The sequence below is a fragment of the Pseudomonas sp. MN1F genome (assembly GCF_009391885.1).
Lineage (GTDB): Bacteria > Pseudomonadota > Gammaproteobacteria > Pseudomonadales > Pseudomonadaceae > Aquipseudomonas.
On record NZ_VZII01000014.1, the window covers coordinates 231,292 to 251,603 of the forward strand.

The following is a 20,312-nucleotide window of genomic DNA, read 5'->3' on the forward strand; positions in this document are numbered from 1 at the left end:
CTTGGGTTCAATGACGGTGTTCGCGGGTGACCCCGGCGTCGTAGTGGCTGACCACCTGCTGCCAGCCGGCGGCAATCAGTGCGGCCTGGCCGAGGTCGTCGGGGAGCACGGCGGCGCTGTCGCGGCGCAGCCACATGTCGACCTCGGTGCTGCCGGCGTTGGGCAGGATCATCAGGAAGCTGCCCGCCACCTGCGGCGCCTGGCTGCGGCCCAGGTAGGCGCCGGCAGCCAGCCACTGCCACTGGTGGCTGCCACGGCTGTGGCTGCCGGCATCGGCCACGAACGGTGGCAGGCCTTCCTCGGCCAGCGTTTCGACGCTGGGCGTGGCGGCGCGCTCCTCGCGCAGCAGCTGGATTTCGTCGAAGGCCACGCGCAGGTCGGTGTAGATACCTTGTTCGGCAGCGGTCAGGTCGCGGCGGGCGTCGATCTGGTGGCTGGCGATGGCTTGTTCGTCCTCACGCTCGCCGCGCAGCAGGACCACGCTGGCGGCGAGGGCGACGATCAACAGGCTGACCAGCAGCACGTAGAGGGTTTCGTGCCCGGCGCCGGCCGGGCGCACCACTTGGGTATGGCGCAGGGCTGGGCTGCTCATGGTTGTGCAATGTCGGCGTGGTCGACTTCCACGACATGGCCAGGGCCTGCGTCGAACAGCACGTAGAACTCGCCGTCGGGGCGTTTGAAGGTCAGGCTCGAGTCGTCACCGAGCTTGCCGCCGACCAGCACCTGCTCGTCGTAGCCGATCACGTCGAGGGTCACCCCAGGCGCGCCGCTGCCATCGGAAAAGCCGCCAGTGCATTTCACCTGGCCACCTGCCACTTCCTCGCACTCGCACATCGGGTTGTGGGCCAGGGCCGGGCCTGCAGCCATTACCAGCAAAGGCAGGGCGAGCCTGCGCATCAGGTGTTTCATGGTTTGCCTCCTTGTTTTTCGAGCCAGGCCACGGTGGCTGGCGAAGCCTTGGCCAGCGGGACGGAGGCTTGGTGCAGGCTGCCGTCCCAGCCTTCGAGGGTGATCCAGACCTGCGCGTCGGTGCGGGTGCGCGGTGGTATCGGCAGGTTGGTGACCATGCGGTACGGTGCGCCGAAGAAAATGGTGCCGGCGGCGCGCAGGCTGCGCGGCTTGCCGATGCGCAGGTAGACCGCCTTGACGTCCTTCACGCAGGCCTTGCACAGCGCCGCGTTGAACAGCTTGAAATGGCCAGCGGGGCCATCGGCACGCGGTGCTTCATTGCGCAGTTCGGCGAGGTCGAGGCTGTAAGGGCCGACCTGGATATTGCTGATCGGGTTCGCCCCAAGCCCAGCGTCACCGCGAAACAGCCTGACGTCGGCGAAGTACTTGGGCATGAAGCCCAGGGGGATGAGGATCAGCAGGATGTTCAGATGGAAGCGCCATTTCAGCCACCATTGCTTGAGTGGGCGAGCGGGCAGTGCGTGGGCCTGGCTCATGGGCGGGCCTCCAGGGTGGTTTCGCGGCTTGCACTACGCGGTGTGCGCTCGCTGCGCTTGAGCGCCGCGGCGGTGGCCTGGGCGGTGCGCTTGGTCCAGATCAGCAGGCCGCTGAACACCATCAGGGTCAGGATCAGGCCGAAGAAGAACCAGATCAGCTTGATCGGCAGGCCACCGAAGTCGCCGGTGTGCAGCGGGCGCATGGACTCGGTGACGAACTCCAGCGCCGAGCGGTCGCTGAGCAGGAACTGGCTGTCGACCTGGCGGGTATACGGGTTGACCGAGGCGCTCTGGAACATCAGCGGGTACCAGCCACGCCCGCCCATTTCGATGTGGCTGTAGGCGGTGGCCGGCAGCGAGATGGAGGTGATGTCCAGGTTCGGGATGGCCAGGCCGGCAATGCGTGCGGCCTCGTCCAGGTCGATGCGCGGTGCCGGGCTGCCATCGACAGTCTGCGGCACTTGCTCACGGGCGATTACCGGCACGACCGGCTCGCTGGAGATGGTGATCTGGTTGTCGGAGAGGATCGCCCGGATCAGGAACCAGATGCTGGTAATGGCAATGACCGCGATGAACCAGATCGACCAGACCCCGGCCAGGCGGTGCAGGTCGCCCCAGAAGATGCGTGCGCCATGGCCGGTGCGTACCGGCTTGAAGAAGCCTTTCCAGAACTTCTTGTACACCACCAGGCCGGTCACCAGCGACGCCAGCATTGGCAGGCCGAGCAGCGAGACCATGTACCAGCCCCAGCTGAAACCATGGGTGAACGGCACCAGCCACCAGCCATGCAGGGCTCGGGTGAAGGCTTCGAAGTTGAAGTCCGGCATCTTGCCCTGGATGGCCCCGGTATACGGGTTGACGTAGAGCATCGGGCTGGAGCCATCGGCGTAGGTGACCTGCGCCGTGAGCGCGAAGTGCGAGCCGTCCGGCTGGCTGAGCGAGTTGACTGCCATGTCTGGTTCGGCCTGGTGCAGTGCATCGAGCACTTGCTGGAAGCTCAGGCGTTCGGCGTTGTCGTCGGGCTTGCTGGCGCGCACGTCGGGGTTGGCCAGCCAGACGATCTCCTGGCTGACCACGGCCAGCATGCCGGTGAAGCAGACGATCAGCACGAAGAACCAGATCGGCAGGGCGAGCCAGCTGTGGACCAGGAACCACAACTTGGACGTGGATTTTTTGGGTGATTTGGCCATCGGTCAGTCTTCTGAAGAAAAGGGGCAAGCACAGGCCCAACCAATGAGGGCTGTACTTCAAAAGACGAATGAGAATGAAAATCCTGCAGGATTAAGTGCAAGCAAATGTTTCAAGGGGGCACGATGCGACAGGACGCTGTTAGGCCCTGTCGCTTGTCGTGCATGCGAATCAGGCGCTGGTCAGGGCTACAGCGGGCTGTTGTGCTTTGCCCTGTTGACGCGCCAGATCGTGGTACAGCGCCTCGCCGATCTCGGCGGCACGGGACGGCAATACCGAGAGCAAGGTGTCGCTGAGGCCGTGGCTGTTTTCGCAGAAGCCTTGCAGGTAGATCGAGGCCTGCAGGTCCGGGCTGGCCAATACCCGGTAGTTGCGGTCGACGCTGAAATCTTCCACATAGTTGGCCAGCGGTGCGAGCAGGTCGCGGTGCGAGCGGCGTTCGTAGCCGGTGGCGAGAATCACCGCATCGTAGCGGTGGGTCTGCTGCTGGCCGGTGGCCAGATCGCGCAGGGTCAGTTCGATGCCGTCGCCGGTGGCCACCACGGCTTCCACCTGGCGCCGACACAGCACGTTGTGGCGGAACTGGTGGGCGACTTTCTGCCGGTAGAGGATGCCGTAGATGCGCTCGATCAGGTTGAGGTCGACCACCGAATAGTTGGTGTTGTGGTATTCACCGAGCAATTTGGCACGTTGGTCGGCCGGCTCGTTGTAGACCAGGTCGGTGTAGTCGGGGGAGAAGATCTCGTTGACGAACGGGCTGTCATCGGCCGGCTTGAGGGCGGAGCCGCGCAGCACCATGTCGACCTTGACCGACGGGTAGCTGTCGTTGAGGTCGATGAAGGCCTCGGCGGCGCTCTGGCCCGAGCCGATCACCGCAATGCGCATCGGTTTGCCGGCCGTGCACGGTAGTTTGTTCAGGCTGCTCAGGTACTGGGAGTGGTGGAACACTCGTGGATCGTCCTTGAAGGCGCCGAATTTCTCAGGAATTTTCGGCGTGCCGCCGCTACCGACCACCACCGAGCGTGTGCGCCGGCTGAATTCCCGGCCTTGCCCATCGCGTGAGACCAGGCGCAGGTGCTCGACGCGGCCAGCTTTCACTTCAGGCTCGATGCGCAGCACTTCTTCGCCATACACCGCCTGGGCGGCGAAATGCTCGGCGGCCCAGCGCAGGTAATCGTTGTATTCCAGCCGGCAGGGGTAGAAGGTGCCGAGGTTGATGAAGTCGGCCAGGCGCTGCTTCTGGTGCAGGTAGTTGACGAAGCTGTACGGGCTGGTCGGGTTGCGCAGCGAGACCAGGTCCTTGAGGAACGAAATCTGCAGCTCGCTCTGGGTGGCCAGGGTTTCGCCGTGCCAGCGGTATTCCTTCTGCTTGTCGATGAACAGCGCATCGAGGGCGTGGCCCTGGCTCTGGGCGAGTTCTTCCAGGGCGATGGCCAGGGCCAGGTTGGACGGGCCGAAGCCCACGCCGATCAGGTCCTTGATAGTTTCCGGGTGTGCAGACTGGCTCATGGCTGCGATTCCATAATGGGGCGAATGTGGGCGCATGCCGGGGCTCCGGCGCTTGCGCTTGTACATGGGGTGGAACGAGCCAGCGGAAGGGGAATTTACTGCCCGGGGCTGTGCCTGCGGCCGACCGGACCTAAAGGTCTGCGCCTGTCGGCCGATACGCAGGTCAACTCAAGGACCTTTGCAAAAGCAGGGAGAAAGACATGGTAGGCATCGCAGCAGTCAGCATCAGCAACACGTCGGCCCAGGCGGCCAGCACCCTTCAGGCCAGTGACAGCGAAAAGACCGTGGCAGGCAGTTCGCCGCTGCAGGTCGACACGTCGAAAGTGCGCGGCGACGACAAGCAGGCCCAGGCAGCGGGTGGGGCGCAGGGCAGCAGCGAAAGTAGTGAGCCGGCGCACATCAAGCAGCTGCGCGAAATGATCAAGAATCTGCAGAAGCAGATGGCGGAAGAACAGAAGCAACTGGCCAGCTTGATGGCGCAGAATTCCGCTGATACCACCAAGCTGGCGGCAATCACTGCCAAGCAGGCCAGTATCGCTACCCTCAGCGGGCAGATCATGACGGCGACCGCGCAACTGCTCGAAGCACTGCAGGAAGCCGGTGGCAGCAGCGCCGGCAGTGTGGTCGACACCCAGGCCTGAGCCCGACTGCACCGACCTATGGGGGGCGGGAAAGCCCGCTCCCTCAGGTAATCTGCTGGCCTCGGGTTACTCCGACACCAGGCGCGTCTTGCCGTGCTTGTCCGTCTTGTACTGCATGGCCACTGCCGGTGCCGGTTTGGTCGCGCCGGTCTCCAGCCATTGACGCATGCGGGTGGCGTCAGCGAAGTGGGTGTACTTGCCGAAGGCGTCGAGGATCACCATGGCCACCGGGCGGTTGTCCATCTTGGTCAACAGCACCAGGCAGTGGCCGGCATCATTGGTGAAACCGGTCTTGGTCAGCTTGATGTCCCAGTTGCTCTTGTTCACCAGGTGGTCGGTATTACGGAAGCCCAGGCTGTAGTTTGGCTTGCGGAAGGCCACGGTCTTCTCGCGGGTGGTCGACAGCTCGCTCAGCATCGGGTACTTGCGCGATGCCATCAGCAGCTTGGCGAGGTCATGGGCAGTGGAAACGTTCTGTATCGACAGGCCGGTCGGCTCGACATAGCGGGTGTGCGTCATGCCCAGGCTGCGGGCCTTGGCGTTCATCGCCTTGATGAAGGCCGGGTAGCCGCCCGGGTAGTGGTTGGCCAGCGTGGTGGCGGCACGGTTTTCCGACGACATCAGGGTGATCAGCAGGGTTTCCCGGCGGTTCAGCTCGCTACCCAGGCGCACGCGCGAATACACGCCTTTCATGTTCGGGTTGTTGGCGATGGTCATGGTGAGCATTTCATCCATGGGCAGCTTGGCATCCAGCACCACCATCGCCGTCATCAGTTTGGTTACCGAGGCAATGGGCACCACGCGGTCGGCGTGGCTCGAATACAGTTCCTGGTTGGTGTTCAGGTCGATCAGCAGGGCGCTGCCAGATGCCAGGTGGAGCTTGGACGGGTCGCGTTGGACCTGGGCCGGGGGTTGTGCAGCAGCGGTCGACGGAAGGGTCGCAGTACCTGTGAGCAACAGCAGCAGGCTGAGGATGGACAGGGATGTTTTCACGTTGAGGCTCACTAAAAGTTGGTATGTCGTTGGCTGTGCAAGGGTTTTCCCCCAAAAAACCGATGCATTGTGGAGTATGGCCGAAGTGCTGTCGAATGCCTTATATCCAAAGGGCGCAAGGTGAAGGAAATTTAATCCAGTACCCAAACCTGCTTTTCCAGCTACGCCCATGTGGGCCACTCATTGGCCGAATTCAGCCACTTTTGACTAGGCGGTGAGCAGCGCCTGGGCGGCGTGGCCAAGCTGTCATGCAATGTCGGTGTGCTTCCCCCAGGCATGGCGCGGAGCCGAATTTGCTGCGTCAGCATGGCAAGCAAATGGTGCGGGGGATAGATCTGCCCCCGCTGCACGAGTCCGCGCTTCTGGCTGAACCACAGCTGTAATGAGGCAAAACGGCTAGACAGGCCTCCAGCTTCAACCGTGACGCCCACACAGTAGTTACAAATAGTTCATGACGAAGATCACTTCGCTGTTGGCGGAGCCTGCGGCCATTCCCTCATCGTATTGGCCGGAGGCACCATTCGGTAGCGTCCGTATATACTTGGCATTCAAGGGTATGGAGAAGGTTCCGCCAGCTGTCGAGTACTCATTGAAGATATAGGTCTTGTCGAGTTGTAGGGGAGTCTGATTGCTGTCGAGCAATTGCAGCGCTATACCTTTAGCGGTTGAGCTTTTGTTTAATTCTATAATGCCGAGTGCGCTGTCCACTGCAGGGGAGCCTGACGTGGCAGATAAGCTATAGCTGACTTTCTGGATGCCACTCGGGCAGTTATTCAGTTTTATATTGAACGCTTTGGGTGGCGTGGCATTTCCGTTTCTTGAAAATACGCTAAGGTTGTGTTCGCCCATGTCGACGGCAATGTCTGGAGTTTCGCACGACTGAAGGATAATGGCTAAACTCTTGTCAGTGATCATTGCTAAAGGTCTTAGGCTGGTCGAATCTATTTGCATGTAACCCAGGGTGCCGGCTGGTAGGGTTGTGCCTGGTGAAATATCGCCGGTTTTAACTATGCGCAGGGCGTTGGTTGTGGTGTTGAATCCATATCCGCCTGGTTGTTGAGTTCTCCCGCCGCCAACACCATTGTATGCAGTCCCCTGATAAACCCACTGCCACGAAAGCCCCGTATTGCCTATTGGGAAATAAGATGATGTTGAGTCGGTTCCCAAATTGTTTTTAACCCCGACCGTGAATGGGGCTGAGCACTTGTACGATGCGGCGCCATTAAAGGTTGTTGCCGCGGACTCATAAATGACGCTATTGACTGCAGCGTCGCGGGGAATGGAAAGCGTTGAAGGTATACTTATGGTTATCTGTTTTTGCGAGTGGCCGTCAAAAAACTCACACGCTGCAAACGAGAGCGAAGGTGCGGCGATAAAGATAAAAGCAGCCAGTGATGTGATAGGTTTATTCATTTGGCAAGCCCCTCGATAAATGGCCAGTTGAATTCGGGGTGCTCGATAATTAAACGCTGGTAAGCGTGATTTAAACGGGCGTTCTCTGCCTCACTGGAAGTTTCGTTTACGTTTGCATGTGGCGGTGAACTACATGCAGACATAGTGAAGAATATACTTGATATAAGTATAGTCAGGCCATTATAATGCTTGCTTGCTTGCTTGCTTGCTTGCTTGCTTGCTTGCTTGCTTGCTTGCTTGCTTGCTTGCTTGGTCATAAGTTTGCGTTGTATTTTGCATGGCGCATGCCTGTGAAATGAATGCGCCACGTTATCCTCAGAATGGCCAGAAGTTTAATCAGACGATTCTGATAGGGCTTTCATTGTGCTGCGGCCGCGAAATGAAAAGCCTCATGCTGCAATGGTTTTTCTCTCTCCGTCTGTCGGTATGACCAGGCAAAAAAAGACCCGCCAGCAGGCGGGTCACAAGGAGCGTAGGGAGCAACGCACAACAAATTCGGTCAAGCGATCAGGCAATCGGCCTGGAGCTGTTCAGCCAGGGCCTGGGCCGAGGCGCGGGTAGCCAGCGGGCCGCTGACGGCCTCGCCATTGCTTACCAGGTACCAGCAGGCCAGCAGGCCTTGTTCACGCAGGGTGACGGGGACGGCAGTGCCGACGACGGACATGATCTGAATAGTGGCCATGGGGACCTCCTGTGAAACATGGCCCTACCTTACGCAGCAGCCGACAGAGTTTGAAATCAACAGGCTCAATAGTGCCCATCAGTTTTATCAACAGTTACCAGCGTGGCGGGCCGTAATACACCGGTGGCGGGCCGTAGTACGGGCGGTACGCCGGTGGTGGCGGAGCCGGTACGTAGTACGGCTGGTAGTAGACTGGCTGTGGCGGCGCCTGCACATACACCGGCGGCGGCCCGTAGTAGACGGGCTGTTGTTGCACATAGACGGTGCGGTCGTGGCCGCCATATACCGTCGCTCCGACCACGGCACCGACCACAGCGGCACCGAGCAGCGGACCCGGGCCATACCAGCCATGACCGCCGCCACCATGGGCAGAGGCTTGCCCGCTGATGGCCAAGGCACCGACCAGCAGGGCGATTCCGGGGAGATGACGGTTCATGAGACTTCCTCGCAAGGTAACCCCACGCTTGGGGCCTTAATACTATGACTCCGGTCTCTGTCAGCCGAGCAGGGGGAAACGGTAAAGGTTGTGTAAGGGACGACCAGTGGTTGTGTCTGGTACGCTGCACAAACGTTTCAGTTATGAAAAAGGAGCAGGTTATGGCGACAACTCCCAGCAGAGACACCGTACTGTGCATTTCCCTGGCCGGGCGGCCTGGCACCTTCGGCGTGCGTTTTCATAATCACCTCTACCAGCAGCTCGGCCTTGACTACTACTACAAGGCCATGAGCACCGACGACCTGCCGGCAGCGGTCGCAGGCATTCGCGCACTGGGCATTCGCGGTTGTGGCGTATCGATGCCGTACAAGGAGGCCTGCATGGCGCTGGTTGACGAAATCGACCCGTCGGCGGCGGCGATCGAGTCGGTCAATACCTTGGTCAATACTGCAGGGCATCTGAAGGCCTACAACACCGATTACCTGGCCGTGCGGCAGCTGCTCGAAGAACATCAGGTCGATCCCGCCACTGCGTTCGCCCTGCGCGGCAGTGGCGGCATGGCCAAGGCGGTGGCCAGTGCCTTGCGCGACGCCGGGTTCCGAGAAGGCATCATCGTCGCGCGCAACGAGCAGGCCGGGCGGCAGTTGGCGGATGTCTGCGGTTATCGCTGGGTGGCTGAGCTGGGTGACTTGTGCCCGCCGATGCTGGTGAACGTGACACCGATCGGCATGGCTGGCGGGCCGGAGGCGCAGGAACTGGCCTTCAGCGAAAATGCCATCGCGGCAGCAGAACGGGTGTTCGACGTGGTGGCGATGCCGGCGCGCACGCCGTTAATTCAGCGGGCGGAGGCGCTGGGCAAGCCGGTAATTACCGGGCTCGAAGTGATCGCCCTGCAAGCGTTGGAGCAGTTCGTGCTGTACACCGGGGTACGGCCCAGCCGCGAACAGGTTGAAGCGGCGGTAGCCTACGCGCGCGCCGCTCCTGCAACAAAATGACCGCTCGGGTCAGAAGGCCTTGTGCCCCTTGTCCAACTGCTCGTCCACCAATGCCCGGCCATGGGCCAGCGACACATGCTGGGCATTCTCAAGGTCCGAGAAGAACTTCATCGGCATCGACATGCGCTTGCTGGTGTGCCCCTGTGGGTCGGTGATCAGGCAACCGGCGGCATAGGGCAGGGGGGAGTCGGGGTGGGGCATCACGCTGGCGGTGATGGTGTGGTCGCGGTATTCACAGTGAAGAGATTGCATCGTCCTTACCTCGCTGTGGCATGTGAAGCGGTTACCTTCATATACCACAGCAAGGGGCCGGCAGTTCCCGGCCCGACGAGCGCGAGCTGACGGCGATCAGCCCTTCAGTTCGGTTGGCTGGATCACTTCTACCCAGTAACCGTCCGGGTCCTTGATGAAGGCCAGGTGGTTCATGCGGCCGTCTTGCAGGCGCTTCTGGAACGGCACGTCGAGGGCTTCGAAACGCGCACAGGCTTCACGTACGTCCGGCACCGAGACGCAGATGTGGCCAAAGCCACGAGGGTCGGTGTTGCCGTTGTGGTAGGCGAAATCCGCGTCGTTTTCGGTGCCGTGGTTGTGGGTCAGCTCCAGCACGCCCGGGATCGACTTCATCCACTGGTGGCGGGCAGCGTCGTCGGCAGGGATCTGTGCCGGGTCGACCAGCGCCAGGAAGTACAGGCTGAAGGCAGCTTCCGGGAAGTCGCGCTTGTCGACCAGGCGGAAGCCCAGCACGCGGGTGTAGAAGTCCAGCGACTTCTCGATGTCCTTGACCCGCAGCATGGTGTGGTTGAAGACGAACTGGGCGGTAGCGGCGTCTGGCTGTGCGGTGACGCCAGGCAGGGTTTGCAGATCGTGCAGGCTCATGGGTACTCCAGAGACGGGGCTGGCAACCAGGTGCCAGCGAAACAGACAGGAGGCCATGATACGTCAGTGAAGCGTTTGCGCAAATGAAAGCGCCCTGCTCGGGGGGAGCAGGGCGCCGGAATTAGAGGCCCGCATGTGCGGGCGCGTGATGGGGTCGCTAGTCCTTTAGCTGTCTCGATACTGCTGCAGCCGTTGTGAAAAAAGTGTGAAGTGGGTGTTGACGTTTCATCAGCGAACCCAGCTCTCCACGGTAGTGGCCCCATACTGTTCTTTCCACGCCTTGAGGCCGCGGTGGTTGCCGCCTTTGGTCTCGATCAGCTCGCCGGTGTGCGGGTTTTCGTAGACTTTAACCACGCGCGGGCGGCGCTGCTGTTTCGGTGCACTGACAGCACCACGGGTAACCGCCTTCGGGTCGAGGATGGCGATGATATCGCGCAGACTTTTGTCATAGCTTTTCATCAGGCCGACTAGTTTCTGCTCGAATTCGATTTCGCGTTTGAGGCCGGCATCCTTTTTCAGCGCCTCCAGTTGCGCCATCTGTTCCTGGAGCGCTTTTTCGGCAGCACGAAACTCTGCAAGTCTGGACACTGTAATCACTCCTGTACGTCTTCCGTGGCAGGGCGTGACGAACATTGACAAGGACTAAACGCCCGCCACGCGGGTGGGTAACACTGTTCGCTGAGATCGAGTGTAGACACTTGCCGGACTTCGGTAAACCGCAAACTTTTTATAAGTAAACGGGAACTTTCCAAGTTTTCCGGGCGGTAACTCAAACGGTTTGCGATCCGTCTTCGAGGGCTTCTAGACCATGGTCCAATAGCCCGGAGCAGAGCGGTTGGGCGATCATTTCAGATGATGGTCGGCGCATGTTCGGCCGCGACGCATTAGCGTGGCGCAGGGTGCGCCACGGTTTGTTTTTTCGCCTTTCTTGTGGATGTTCCCTCGCATGTTTTCCCCCCTTCCTCTCGCCCCCGGGCGCCGTGTTGCCGGCCTGTTCCTGTTGTGTACCGGCGCGCATGCCCAGGCCGCCGGTTTTCTTGAAGACACGCGTGCCAAGCTCGAAGCACGCACTGTCTATTTCAACCGGGATTTTCGTGACGGCCACAGCAGTTCCAGCCAGGGTGCGTCAAAACGTGAAGAGTCGGCGCAAGGCTTCATTCTCAATGTGCAGTCGGGTTATACCCAGGGCCCGGTCGGCTTTGGCGTGGATGCACTGGGCATGTTAGGGATCAAGCTCGATTCCAGCCCGGCCGACAGTAACAGTGGTTTGCTGCCGTCTTCCGGGCACGACCCACGGCACTCCGCCGACCAATACGCGAAGATGGGCCTGGCGGCCAAGGTCAAGGTTTCCAGTACGGTGCTGAAGTATGGCTCGATGATGCCGGACGTACCGCTGTTGAAATACAACGATGGTCGCCTGCTGCCGACCCTGTTCCACGGTGCGATGCTCACCTCCGAAGAAGTGCGCGACCTGAAGTTCACACTGGCCCGGCTGGACAAGTACACCGCGCGTGATTCCACCGATCGCCAGGATATTCGCGTGCATTGCAAGAACAAGCGCTATGCCTGCGATACCGAAGCCGACCACTTTGACCTGGCCGGCCTGGACTACCGTTTCAATGACCGGTTCAGTGCCCAGTATCAGGTCGCCAAGCTGGAAAACATCTACCGCCAGCATTTCCTTGGCCTGGTCGCCAGCCAGCCGCTCGCCGTCGGCAGCCTGTCGGCAGACCTGCGGCTGATCAAGAGCGATGACATCGGCAATGCCCGCGCTGGCGAGATCGACCACCGGGCCTTCAGCGGCATGCTCGGCTACAGCCTGGGAGGGCACAAGATCAGCGCCGGCTGGCAGCGCATGTACGGCGAAAGTGCCATGCCGTACCTCGATGGCAGCAACCCGTACCTGGTCAACTACGCCCAGGTCAACGACTTCGCCGCCGCCCAGGAGCGCTCCTGGCAGTTGCGTTACGACTACGACTTCAAAGCCCTCGGCGTGCCCGGCCTGAGCTTCTTCACCCGCTACATCAACGGCGACCACATCAAGGTCCCGGGCAGCAATGCCGAAGGCAAGGAATGGGAACGCGACACCGAGCTCAAGTACCAGGTGCAGAGCGGCACCTTCAAGGATGTCAGCGTGCGCCTGCGCAACTCCACGTACCGCAGCAACTACGAGAAGTGGGCGCGGGACATGGACGAGACACGGGTCATCGTCAGCTATAACTTCTCTATCTTCTGAGTCGAGATATCGGGCGGTGCCATGAAAGACGTTCTGCTGATCGGTATCGGCCCAGGCGACCCGCGGCAGATCACCATGGAAGCAATCGAGGCACTGCGTCGCGCCAGCGTGTTCTTCGTGCTCGACAAAGGCGCCGGCAAGGGTGATCTGCTGCGCTTGCGCAAGGCGATCCTCGAGCGCTACCGGCCCGAGGGTGGCTACCGCCTGGTGCAAGTGGCGGACCCGCGGCGCGATGCCGAGGCGGATGACTACGCAGGCGCGGTGCACGACTGGCATCGCCAGCGTGCCGCGCTGTATGCCCGGTTGATCAGCGAAGAGATGGGCGCCGAGGATATCGGCGCCTTTTTGCTTTGGGGTGAGCCGGGGCTCTACGACAGCACCTTGCGTATTCTTGCCCTGGTCCGCGAACGCGGTGTGGCGCTGCGCCTGCAGGTGATTCCCGGTATCAGCAGTGTGCAGGCCCTGGCGGCGCGGCACCAGTTCCCCCTCAACCGCATTGGCGAGCCGCTGACCGTACTGCCAGGGCGGCGCCTGGCCGAGCAGGGGCAGGTGGACAATGTGGTGGTGATGCTCGACGGGCAATGTGCCTTTGCGGCGCTGGAGGATCCGGCGCTGGTGATCTACTGGGGCGCTTACCTGGGCACTGCCGATGAAGTGCTGATCGCCGGGCCTTTGCAGGCCGTGAAGGCACGGATACTTGAGGTGCGCGAGCGGGAGCGGCTGCGCATGGGGTGGATCATGGATACCTATCTGTTGCGCAGAGAGCTTTGAGTGGCATTACCGCCGCTCAAGGCGTACCCAGAATCTCCACCACCTTGTCGCGCAGCTGGTCGATGCTGAACGGCTTGCCGATCATGTGCATGCCCTCCGGCACCTCGAAACTCTCGGCATAGCCACTGGCAAACAGCACTGGCAGCAACGGCCGCGCCGCACGGGCCTTGGCTGCCAGCGCCTCACCGCGCATGTCCGGCAGGCCCACGTCGGTCACCAACAGGGCCAGTTGCTGGCTGGTATCCTCGATCACCTTCAGCGCTGCCGTGGCGTTTTCTGCCTCGAGGGTGCTGTAGCCCAATTCGTCGAGCACTTCGACCATCAGCATGCGTACGATGTCGTCGTCTTCGACTACCAGAAGGTGCATGGTTGTATTCCTGTTAAAAAAAGGCATGTCCCTACTCTGTGCGCCAGGCAGGGACAGAAGTTCCCGAGGATACCGACTGTGGCACAACGATGGAACGAATCTCACAGGCAGCCTTCAAATACTGGCTAAATGCCCTGCCGAAGCGGCCCAAGCGGGTTAGACTCGCTTGTTAACCGGTGAGCGCAGCGGCAGATAACAACAGGCTTCAGCCGCCACACTTTTCAATGGACCTTTTTTGCGCGGGCGTTTTCAAATGATTCAAGCAGCCTCGATTGACCAGCAAAGCTTCCGCAAGCTGTTGAGCCGAAATATCGGCCTGCCCCTGGCCGTGGGCCTGCTCGGCGCCGTGGCCTTCGTCGCGGTGATCAACTACCTGCTTTCGTCCATGCAGTGGGTCGAGCACACCGATCGGGTGATCGGCAATGCCAACGAAACGCTCAAGTTGTCGATCGACATGGAAACCGGCATGCGCGGTTATCTGATCACTGGTGACGAACGCTTCCTCGACCCCTACGAGGTGGCCAAGCCACGCATCCTCGGTAGCCTGCAGAGCCTGCGCGGCATGGTTGAGGACAACCCGCAGCAGGTTGACCGTATCGACCGGCTGATTGCCTTGCAGAATGCCTGGAACGCATTCGGCGGCGAGATGATCAACCAGCTGCGCACGGGTGGCGACTACCGTGCTTCGGTCGGCAATGGCCGTGGCAAGCGCATCACCGACGAAATACGCAAAGAGTTCGACAACCTGATCGGCACCGAGCAGCAGCTGCGCCTGGCGCGCACCGAGAAGGTCAGTGCGGTTACCGTTACCGCCATTTCCGCCTTTGTGCTGCTCATCGTCGGCCTCAGCGCTTTGCTCGCCTATTTCGGCCGTCGCGATCTGTTGGCCCTGTCGGCCAGCTACACCGAAAACCTGCAGGCGCAGCAGCGCGCTGCCGAGCGCCTGGAGCACCAGGCCTGGCTGCGCAATGGCCAGACACAGCTGGCCGGGCAGATGCTCGGCCAGCTGACCCTGCCGATGCTAGGCGACAACATTCTGCGCTTCTTCGCCATCTATCTGGGCAGCGTGGTCGGTGCGCTTTATGTGCGCGACGAACATGGCCGCCTGGTACGCGTGGCCAGCTATGGCCTGGCGGCCGAGGAGCAGGCTCGCCAACAGGTGCTGGGTGATCACGACGGCCTGCTGGCCCAGGCCGTGCGCGAAGGGCGCCTAATGCGCCTGGACGACCTCCCGGAAAACTACTATCACCTGAGCTCGGGCCTGGGCAGCGGCCTGCCACGCAGTGCGCTGCTGATGCCGGCCGGCGATGACGGCCAGATCAACGGGGTGCTCGAACTGGGCTTCCTGCGCCCGCTGCAGGAACGTGACGACGAACTGATGCAACGGGTCGCCGGCAACCTTGGCATTTCCATCGAAAGTGCCCGTTATCGCCAGCGCCTGCAGGAAGTATTGGCCGAGACCCAGCAGCTCAACGAAGAACTGCAGGTGCAGCAGGAAGAACTGAAGACCGCCAACGAAGAGCTCGAAGAACAATCCCGGGTGCTCAAGGAGTCCCAGGCCCACCTGGAAACCCAGCAGGCCGAACTTGAGCAGACCAACGAGCAACTGTCCGAACGCACCGAGGCGCTGGACCGCAAGAACGACGAACTCAGCCAGGCCCAGGAAGAACTGCAGGCGCGTGCCGACGACCTGCAACGCTCGAGCAAGTACAAGTCCGAGTTCCTCGCCAACATGTCCCACGAGCTGCGCACGCCGCTCAACAGCTCGCTGATCCTGGCCAAGCTGCTGGCCGAGAACGGCGAGGGCAACCTCAGCGCCGAGCAGGTCAAGTTCGCCGAGTCGATCTACTCCGCTGGCAACGACCTGCTGAACCTGATCAACGACATCCTCGACATCGCCAAGGTCGAGGCCGGCAAGCTTGAAGTGCGCCCGGAAAACACTCAGCTCGAACGCCTGGTCGAAGGCTTGCGTGGCATGTTCCAGCCGTTGGCCGAGCACAAGGGCCTGGGCTTCGAGGTCACGGTCGAAGCGAAGGTGCCAGCCACCTTGTTCACCGACCGCCAGCGCCTGGAGCAGATCCTCAAGAACCTGCTGTCCAACGCCATCAAGTTCACCGAGCGTGGCCAGGTCAGCCTGAACATTGGCTACCAGGCCGGCAGCGGCATCATCTTCGCGGTGCGCGACAGCGGCATCGGCATCGCCGCCGACCAGCAGCAGGCGATCTTCGGCGCCTTCCATCAGGTTGACGGCACCAGTAACCGCCGCTACGGCGGCACCGGCCTGGGCCTGTCGATCTCGCGTGACCTGGCGCATCTGCTGGGCGGGCAGATCAGCGTTGACAGCAGCCTTGGCCAGGGCAGCGTGTTCAACCTGATCATGCCGGAACGCTACGAGTCGCAGGGTGAGGAGGTCGAGGCGTTGAGCTTGCGCCCGGCCGTTGACAGCCTGCCGCCGGCGCCGTCGATTACCGCTCCGGCGCTGGCCAAGCGCCCGGCTCCGGCCTTCAGCGATGACCGCGAGCGCGCACCGTTTGGCAACCGCTGCATTCTGGTAGTCGAGGACGAGCCGAACTTCGCCCGCATTCTCTTCGACCTGGCCCACGAACTGGGTTACAGCTGCCTGGTGGCGCAAAGCGCCGATGAGGGCTTCGAGCTGGCCGAACAGTACATCCCCGATGCAATCCTGCTGGACATGCGCCTGCCCGACCATTCCGGGCTGACTGTGTTGCAGCGCCTCAAGGAGCAGGCCACCACCCGGCACATCCCGGTGCACATCATCTCGGTGGAGGACCGTGTCGAGGCAGCCATGCACATGGGGGCGGTGGGTTATGCGGTCAAACCCACCAGCCGTGAGGAGCTCAAGGAAGTCTTCGCCCGCCTGGAGGCCAAGCTGACCCAGAAGCTCAAGCACATCCTGCTGGTGGAGGACGACGACCTGCAGCGCGAGAGCATCGCCCGCCTGATCGGCGACGAGGACGTCGAAATCACTGCGGTGGCCATGGCCCAGGACGCCCTGGCACTGTTGCGCGAGAACATCTACGACTGCATGATCATCGACCTCAAGCTGCCCGACATGCTCGGCAACGAGCTGCTCAAACGCATGACCGCCGAGGATATCCGTTCGTTCCCGCCAGTGATCGTCTACACCGGGCGCAACCTCACCCGCGAAGAAGAGGCCGACCTGCTCAAGTATTCGCGCTCGATCATCATCAAGGGCGCGCGCTCGCCGGAGCGTCTGCTTGATGAAGTGACGCTGTTCCTGCACAAGGTCGAATCGCAGCTGTCCCATGAGCGCCAGCGCATGCTCAAGACCGCGCGCAGCCGCGACAAGGTGTTCGAGGGCCGCAAGGTGCTGCTGGTGGACGACGATGTGCGCAACATCTTTGCCCTCACCAGCGCCCTGGAGCACAAAGGTGCCATCGTCGAGATCGGCCGCAACGGGCGCGAAGCCATCGAGCGCCTGGAGCAGCACGATGACATCGACCTGGTGCTGATGGACGTGATGATGCCGGAGATGGACGGCTTCGAGGCCACTCGGCTGATCCGCCAGCAGCCGCGCTGGCGCAAGCTGCCGATCATCGCCGTCACCGCCAAGGCGATGAAGGACGACCAGCAGCGTTGCCTGCAGGCTGGCGCCAATGATTACCTGGCCAAACCGATCGACCTGGACCGCCTGTTCTCGTTGATCCGCGTATGGCTGCCGCAACTGGAGCGAATTTGACTAGCGAGCGCAACACCGACATCGAGATCCGGCTGCTGATCGAGGCGATCTACCTCAAATACAGCTACGATTTTCGCAACTATTCCGGCGCTTCGATCAAGCGCCGGATCCTCCATGCGCTGCGCCAGTTCGACTGCCTCACGGTGTCGGCGCTGCAGGAGCGGGTGCTGCACGACCCGAGCATGTTCATGCAGTTGCTGCAGTACCTGACGATCCCGGTCAGCGAGATGTTCCGCGACCCCAGCCACTTCCTCGCGCTGCGCCAGGAAGTGGTGCCGCTGCTGCGCACCTGGCCGTCTATCAAGGTGTGGATTGCCGGCTGCAGCACCGGTGAAGAGGTGTATTCGATGGCCATCCTGCTGCGCGAGGAGGGCCTGCTCGAACGCACCATCATTTACGCCACCGACATCAACCCGCACTCGCTGGACCGTGCCAAGCAGGGCATCTACTCGATGCAGAGCATGCGCGAGTACGAAGAAAACTACCGCCTGGCCGGTGGCCGCCGCGACTTTGCCGAGTACTACACCGCCGCCTATGGCAACGCCATCATGGACAGCAGCCTGCGTGACAACGTGACCTTTGCCGACCACAGCCTGGCCACCGACAGCGTGTTTTCCGAGACCCAGTTGGTGTCGTGCCGCAATGTGCTGATCTATTTCAACAAGGCGCTGCAGGACCGCGCCCTCGGGCTGTTCCACGAGTCCTTGTGCCACCGTGGCTTCCTGGTACTGGGCAGCAAGGAATCGGTAGACTTTTCGGCCTACAGCGAGCGCTTCGAGCCGCTGGTCAAGCCCGAACGGATCTACCGCAAATCATGAACGGCGTGCGTGCGGTGGTCATCGGCGCCTCGGCAGGCGGCGTCACGGCGCTGTTCACGGTGCTCGGCGCGCTGCCGGCCAGTTTTGCCATTCCGGTCTTGTGCGTGCTGCACCTGCCAGACGACCGCCACAGCCAGTTGGCCGAGGTGCTGCAACGGCGCGTGCAGCTGCCGGTGCGCCAGGCTTGCGACAAGCAAGCCATTGCCCCTGGGCAGATCTACGTGGCCGGGCCGGGTTACCACCTGTCGGTGGAGGCCGACTTCAGCCTGTCGCTGAGCCAGGAGGAGCCGGTGCATTTCTCGCGCCCGGCCATCGATTTTCTGTTCACTTCGGCGGCCGATGCCTACGGCCCCGGGTTGCTCGGCGTGCTACTTACCGGTGCCAATGAAGATGGTGCCCAAGGGCTTGCCTACATCAAGAACAACGGCGGCCGGACCGTGGTCCAGGACCCCCGCGACGCACAGGTGGCACTGATGCCGGAGGCCGCACTGGCCCTGCACACGCCTGACCTTATTCTTTCTCTGAGCGGTATCGGGCAGTTGCTCGCTACCCTGGAACCCAGCGCATGCTAAGCCACACCCCTGCCAAACTGCTGATCGTCGACGACCTGCCGGAAAACCTGCTGGCCCTGGCCGCCCTGATCCAGGGCGAAGACCGCGAAGTGCACCAGGCGCAGTCGGCAGAAGCGGCCCTGTCGCTGTTGCTCGAACACGAGTTCGCCCTGGCCATTCTCGACGTGCAGATGCCGGGCATGAACGGCTTCGAGCTGGCCGAGCTGATGCGCGGTACGGAAAAGACCCGCAACATTCCGATCGTTTTCGTCACCGCTGCCGGGCGTGAAATGAACTACGCCTTCAAGGGTTACGAGAGCGGCGCGGTGGACTTCCTGCACAAGCCCCTCGACACCCTGGCGGTCAAGAGCAAGGTTTCGGTATTCGTCGACCTGTACCGCCAGCGCAAGGTGCTCGACCGGCAGTTGCAGGCGCTCGAACGCAGCCGCCAGGAGCAGGAGCTGCTGCTGGCCCAGTTGCAGGTGGCGCGGGGTGAGCTGGAGCATGCGGTGCGCATGCGCGACGACTTCATGTCGATCGTTGCCCATGAGGTGCGCACGCCGCTCAACGGCCTGATCCTGGAAACCCAGCTGCGCAAGATGCACCTGACGCGCGGCAACCTCAGTGCGTTCAGCGCCGACAAGCTGCAAGCCATGGTCGAGCGTGACGAACGCCAGATCAACAGCCTGATCCGCCTGATCGAGGACATGCTCGACGTGTCGCGCATCCGCACCGGCAAGCTGTCGCTGCGGCCCAAGGCATTCGACCTGAGCCTGCTGGTGCGTGGCCTGGTAGAGAACTTCGCGGCCCAAGCTGCGGCGCTGGATACCTGTATCGAGTTGCAGCGTTGCGAATCACTGTGTGGCGAGTGGGACGAATTTCGTATTGAGCAAGTACTGGCCAACCTGTTGTCCAATGCGTTGCGCTATGGCGAAGGCCAGCCGGTGCAGGTGCGGGTGTTCGAGCAGGATGGCCTGGCCTGGGTACAGGTGCAGGACGGCGGGATCGGCATCAGCGCCGCCAACCAGCAGCGGATCTTCCAGCAGTTCGAGCGCGTGGCCACCCAGCAGGCCAGTGCTGGCTTGGGGCTGGGGTTGTATATCTCCGAGCAGATCGTCCAGGCCCATGGCGGACGCATCCAGGTGCAAAGCGAGGAGGGCAAGGGTGCCACTTTCAGCTTGCTGCTGCCGCTGGCAGGTGCAACCGAACAAAACGACCAGCTGCGGGCAACCTCCGCGTAAGCCTGGGGTCAGATGGCCAACTGTATGAATTTCAAGGCGTTGTCATGAGTGAAGATGCACAAGATGTGGTGCTGGTGGTCGAGGATGAACCGGCGATCCGGATGATCCTGCGCGACTACCTGGCGGGTGAGGGCTACCACGTGCTGGTGGCAGAGGACGGTGAACAGGCCTTCGCCATTCTGGCGAGCAAGCCGCACCTGGACCTGATGGTGACCGATTTCCGCTTGCCGGGTGGTATTTCCGGGGTGGAGATCGCCGAACCTGCGGTAAAGTTGCGACCGGACCTGAAGGTGATCTTCATCAGCGGCTACCCGGCGGAGATCCTTGAATCCGGCAGCCCGATCGCCCGCAAGGCGCCGATCCTGGCCAAGCCATTCGACCTCGATACCCTGCACGAACAGATCCAGGCCCTGCTGCGTTAACCTGTGT

Annotated in this window: 23 protein-coding genes; 9 read left to right on the forward strand and 14 right to left on the reverse strand. The window is 61.7% G+C overall.

Translation table 11 applies throughout. From position 1 onward, the window contains the following. Positions 1 to 7: 7 nt before the first annotated feature. The 5 genes from F6X59_RS10005 to F6X59_RS10025 all read right to left on the reverse strand — a co-directional run bounded on the left by F6X59_RS10005 (position 8) and on the right by F6X59_RS10025 (position 4,142). The gene (locus F6X59_RS10005; RefSeq protein WP_372240347.1) at positions 8 to 592 is read right to left on the reverse strand and encodes a DUF6162 family protein; all 585 of its coding nucleotides are present in this window, start codon (positions 590 to 592) and stop codon (positions 8 to 10) included. Continuing rightward, on the reverse strand, positions 589 to 909 hold the full coding sequence (locus F6X59_RS10010; protein ID WP_152956106.1) for a hypothetical protein: 321 nt from the start codon (positions 907 to 909) through the stop codon (positions 589 to 591). Before F6X59_RS10010 ends, F6X59_RS10005 begins: the two co-directional genes overlap by 4 nt. After that, on the reverse strand, positions 906 to 1,445 hold the full coding sequence (locus tag F6X59_RS10015) for a thiamine pyrophosphate-binding protein (RefSeq protein WP_152956107.1): 540 nt from the start codon (positions 1,443 to 1,445) through the stop codon (positions 906 to 908). Before F6X59_RS10015 ends, F6X59_RS10010 begins: the two co-directional genes overlap by 4 nt. Further along, positions 1,442 to 2,635 (reverse strand): PepSY domain-containing protein, encoded by a 1,194-nt coding sequence (locus F6X59_RS10020; protein ID WP_152956108.1) that lies wholly within the window; start codon positions 2,633 to 2,635, stop codon positions 1,442 to 1,444. Before F6X59_RS10020 ends, F6X59_RS10015 begins: the two co-directional genes overlap by 4 nt. A 169-nt stretch (positions 2,636 to 2,804) precedes the next feature. Beyond that, positions 2,805 to 4,142 carry a lysine N(6)-hydroxylase/L-ornithine N(5)-oxygenase family protein gene (locus F6X59_RS10025; protein ID WP_152956109.1) on the reverse strand — a complete coding sequence of 446 codons (1,338 nt, stop codon included), beginning with the start codon at positions 4,140 to 4,142 and terminating at the stop codon, positions 2,805 to 2,807. 200 nt (positions 4,143 to 4,342) lie between these two features. Between F6X59_RS10025 and F6X59_RS10030 the strand changes: the two genes are divergently transcribed. Then, the gene (locus F6X59_RS10030) at positions 4,343 to 4,783 is read left to right on the forward strand and encodes a hypothetical protein (protein ID WP_152956110.1); all 441 of its coding nucleotides are present in this window, start codon (positions 4,343 to 4,345) and stop codon (positions 4,781 to 4,783) included. Between the two features lie 66 nt (positions 4,784 to 4,849). Here F6X59_RS10030 and pbpG read toward each other — a convergent pair whose 3' ends face one another. From pbpG to F6X59_RS10055, 5 genes are all read right to left on the reverse strand, one after another. Further along, positions 4,850 to 5,776 carry a D-alanyl-D-alanine endopeptidase gene (gene pbpG / locus F6X59_RS10035; RefSeq protein WP_346654254.1) on the reverse strand — a complete coding sequence of 309 codons (927 nt, stop codon included), beginning with the start codon at positions 5,774 to 5,776 and terminating at the stop codon, positions 4,850 to 4,852. A 438-nt stretch (positions 5,777 to 6,214) separates the two neighbouring features. Continuing rightward, entirely contained in the window at positions 6,215 to 7,189 is a 975-nt protein-coding gene (locus F6X59_RS10040) for a fimbrial protein (protein WP_152956111.1), read from the reverse strand. Next, on the reverse strand, positions 7,186 to 7,446 hold the full coding sequence (locus F6X59_RS10045) for a hypothetical protein (RefSeq protein ID WP_152956112.1): 261 nt from the start codon (positions 7,444 to 7,446) through the stop codon (positions 7,186 to 7,188). Before F6X59_RS10045 ends, F6X59_RS10040 begins: the two co-directional genes overlap by 4 nt. A gap of 242 nt (positions 7,447 to 7,688) precedes the next feature. Beyond that, on the reverse strand, positions 7,689 to 7,871 hold the full coding sequence (locus F6X59_RS10050) for a hypothetical protein (protein ID WP_152956113.1): 183 nt from the start codon (positions 7,869 to 7,871) through the stop codon (positions 7,689 to 7,691). Positions 7,872 to 7,965: 94 nt separating this feature from the next. Next, complete coding sequence (locus F6X59_RS10055) at positions 7,966 to 8,307, reverse strand: hypothetical protein (RefSeq protein WP_152956114.1); 342 nt, start codon at positions 8,305 to 8,307, stop codon at positions 7,966 to 7,968. A 161-nt stretch (positions 8,308 to 8,468) separates the two neighbouring features. Here F6X59_RS10055 and F6X59_RS10060 point away from each other — a divergent pair, with 161 nt between their 5' ends. After that, entirely contained in the window at positions 8,469 to 9,302 is an 834-nt protein-coding gene (locus F6X59_RS10060) for a shikimate 5-dehydrogenase (RefSeq protein ID WP_152956115.1), read from the forward strand. Positions 9,303 to 9,311: 9 nt separating this feature from the next. On the opposite strand, the gene F6X59_RS10065 is transcribed toward F6X59_RS10060, so the two are convergent. The 3 genes from F6X59_RS10065 to F6X59_RS10075 all read right to left on the reverse strand — a co-directional run bounded on the left by F6X59_RS10065 (position 9,312) and on the right by F6X59_RS10075 (position 10,766). Beyond that, complete coding sequence (locus F6X59_RS10065; RefSeq protein WP_054883229.1) at positions 9,312 to 9,554, reverse strand: hypothetical protein; 243 nt, start codon at positions 9,552 to 9,554, stop codon at positions 9,312 to 9,314. A 96-nt stretch (positions 9,555 to 9,650) separates the two neighbouring features. After that, complete coding sequence (gloA, locus tag F6X59_RS10070; protein WP_152956116.1) at positions 9,651 to 10,178, reverse strand: lactoylglutathione lyase; 528 nt, start codon at positions 10,176 to 10,178, stop codon at positions 9,651 to 9,653. A 228-nt stretch (positions 10,179 to 10,406) separates the two neighbouring features. Next, positions 10,407 to 10,766 (reverse strand): histone-like nucleoid-structuring protein, MvaT/MvaU family, encoded by a 360-nt coding sequence (locus F6X59_RS10075; protein WP_346654557.1) that lies wholly within the window; start codon positions 10,764 to 10,766, stop codon positions 10,407 to 10,409. A gap of 358 nt (positions 10,767 to 11,124) precedes the next feature. On the opposite strand from F6X59_RS10075, the gene F6X59_RS10080 reads away from it, so the two are divergent. Then, on the forward strand, positions 11,125 to 12,414 hold the full coding sequence (locus F6X59_RS10080; protein ID WP_152956117.1) for an OprD family porin: 1,290 nt from the start codon (positions 11,125 to 11,127) through the stop codon (positions 12,412 to 12,414). Positions 12,415 to 12,435: 21 nt separating this feature from the next. Continuing rightward, the gene (gene cobF / locus F6X59_RS10085) at positions 12,436 to 13,185 is read left to right on the forward strand and encodes a precorrin-6A synthase (deacetylating) (RefSeq protein ID WP_152956118.1); all 750 of its coding nucleotides are present in this window, start codon (positions 12,436 to 12,438) and stop codon (positions 13,183 to 13,185) included. 16 nt (positions 13,186 to 13,201) lie between these two features. On the opposite strand, the gene F6X59_RS10090 is transcribed toward cobF, so the two are convergent. Beyond that, positions 13,202 to 13,552: a response regulator gene (locus tag F6X59_RS10090; protein ID WP_152956119.1), complete on the reverse strand. Its 351-nt coding sequence runs from the start codon at positions 13,550 to 13,552 to the stop codon at positions 13,202 to 13,204. A 253-nt stretch (positions 13,553 to 13,805) separates the two neighbouring features. Between F6X59_RS10090 and F6X59_RS10095 the strand changes: the two genes are divergently transcribed. From F6X59_RS10095 to F6X59_RS10115, 5 genes are read left to right on the forward strand one after another with little or no spacing between them, the layout of a single operon-like run. Next, entirely contained in the window at positions 13,806 to 17,273 is a 3,468-nt protein-coding gene (locus F6X59_RS10095; RefSeq protein WP_152956120.1) for a response regulator, read from the forward strand. Beyond that, positions 17,270 to 18,091, forward strand: coding sequence for a protein-glutamate O-methyltransferase CheR (locus F6X59_RS10100; protein WP_152956121.1), 822 nt, complete (start codon positions 17,270 to 17,272; stop codon positions 18,089 to 18,091). Before F6X59_RS10095 ends, F6X59_RS10100 begins: the two co-directional genes overlap by 4 nt. Continuing rightward, positions 18,088 to 18,663 carry a chemotaxis protein CheB gene (locus F6X59_RS10105; protein ID WP_152956122.1) on the forward strand — a complete coding sequence of 192 codons (576 nt, stop codon included), beginning with the start codon at positions 18,088 to 18,090 and terminating at the stop codon, positions 18,661 to 18,663. Before F6X59_RS10100 ends, F6X59_RS10105 begins: the two co-directional genes overlap by 4 nt. Next, positions 18,657 to 19,883, forward strand: coding sequence for a hybrid sensor histidine kinase/response regulator (locus tag F6X59_RS10110; RefSeq protein WP_152956123.1), 1,227 nt, complete (start codon positions 18,657 to 18,659; stop codon positions 19,881 to 19,883). The genes F6X59_RS10105 and F6X59_RS10110 overlap by 7 nt, the downstream gene beginning before the upstream one ends. Positions 19,884 to 19,927: 44 nt before the next feature. Beyond that, positions 19,928 to 20,305, forward strand: a complete 378-nt coding sequence (locus F6X59_RS10115; RefSeq protein WP_023629509.1) for a response regulator — start codon at positions 19,928 to 19,930, stop codon at positions 20,303 to 20,305. Positions 20,306 to 20,312 lie beyond the last annotated feature (7 nt).

Excerpts from the sequence above, each read along its gene's own strand:
- F6X59_RS10115 (WP_023629509.1), top strand. The coding sequence starts at position 19,928 with ATGAGTGAAGATGCACAAGATGTGGTGCTGGTGGTCGAGGATGAACCG.
- F6X59_RS10095 (WP_152956120.1), top strand. The coding sequence starts at position 13,806 with ATGATTCAAGCAGCCTCGATTGACCAGCAAAGCTTCCGCAAGCTGTTG.
- F6X59_RS10025 (WP_152956109.1), bottom strand. The coding sequence starts at position 4,142 with ATGAGCCAGTCTGCACACCCGGAAACTATCAAGGACCTGATCGGCGTG.
- F6X59_RS10080 (WP_152956117.1), top strand. The coding sequence starts at position 11,125 with ATGTTTTCCCCCCTTCCTCTCGCCCCCGGGCGCCGTGTTGCCGGCCTG.
- gloA (WP_152956116.1), bottom strand. The coding sequence starts at position 10,178 with ATGAGCCTGCACGATCTGCAAACCCTGCCTGGCGTCACCGCACAGCCA.
- F6X59_RS10005 (WP_372240347.1), bottom strand. The coding sequence starts at position 592 with ATGAGCAGCCCAGCCCTGCGCCATACCCAAGTGGTGCGCCCGGCCGGC.
- cobF (WP_152956118.1), top strand. The coding sequence starts at position 12,436 with ATGAAAGACGTTCTGCTGATCGGTATCGGCCCAGGCGACCCGCGGCAG.
- F6X59_RS10030 (WP_152956110.1), top strand. The coding sequence starts at position 4,343 with ATGGTAGGCATCGCAGCAGTCAGCATCAGCAACACGTCGGCCCAGGCG.
- F6X59_RS10050 (WP_152956113.1), bottom strand. The coding sequence starts at position 7,871 with ATGGCCACTATTCAGATCATGTCCGTCGTCGGCACTGCCGTCCCCGTC.
- F6X59_RS10055 (WP_152956114.1), bottom strand. The coding sequence starts at position 8,307 with ATGAACCGTCATCTCCCCGGAATCGCCCTGCTGGTCGGTGCCTTGGCC.
- F6X59_RS10045 (WP_152956112.1), bottom strand. The coding sequence starts at position 7,446 with ATGACCAAGCAAGCAAGCAAGCAAGCAAGCAAGCAAGCAAGCAAGCAA.
- F6X59_RS10040 (WP_152956111.1), bottom strand. The coding sequence starts at position 7,189 with ATGAATAAACCTATCACATCACTGGCTGCTTTTATCTTTATCGCCGCA.
- F6X59_RS10090 (WP_152956119.1), bottom strand. The coding sequence starts at position 13,552 with ATGCACCTTCTGGTAGTCGAAGACGACGACATCGTACGCATGCTGATG.
- F6X59_RS10105 (WP_152956122.1), top strand. The coding sequence starts at position 18,088 with ATGAACGGCGTGCGTGCGGTGGTCATCGGCGCCTCGGCAGGCGGCGTC.
- F6X59_RS10020 (WP_152956108.1), bottom strand. The coding sequence starts at position 2,635 with ATGGCCAAATCACCCAAAAAATCCACGTCCAAGTTGTGGTTCCTGGTC.
- F6X59_RS10065 (WP_054883229.1), bottom strand. The coding sequence starts at position 9,554 with ATGCAATCTCTTCACTGTGAATACCGCGACCACACCATCACCGCCAGC.
- F6X59_RS10010 (WP_152956106.1), bottom strand. The coding sequence starts at position 909 with ATGAAACACCTGATGCGCAGGCTCGCCCTGCCTTTGCTGGTAATGGCT.
- F6X59_RS10060 (WP_152956115.1), top strand. The coding sequence starts at position 8,469 with ATGGCGACAACTCCCAGCAGAGACACCGTACTGTGCATTTCCCTGGCC.
- F6X59_RS10110 (WP_152956123.1), top strand. The coding sequence starts at position 18,657 with ATGCTAAGCCACACCCCTGCCAAACTGCTGATCGTCGACGACCTGCCG.
- F6X59_RS10015 (WP_152956107.1), bottom strand. The coding sequence starts at position 1,445 with ATGAGCCAGGCCCACGCACTGCCCGCTCGCCCACTCAAGCAATGGTGG.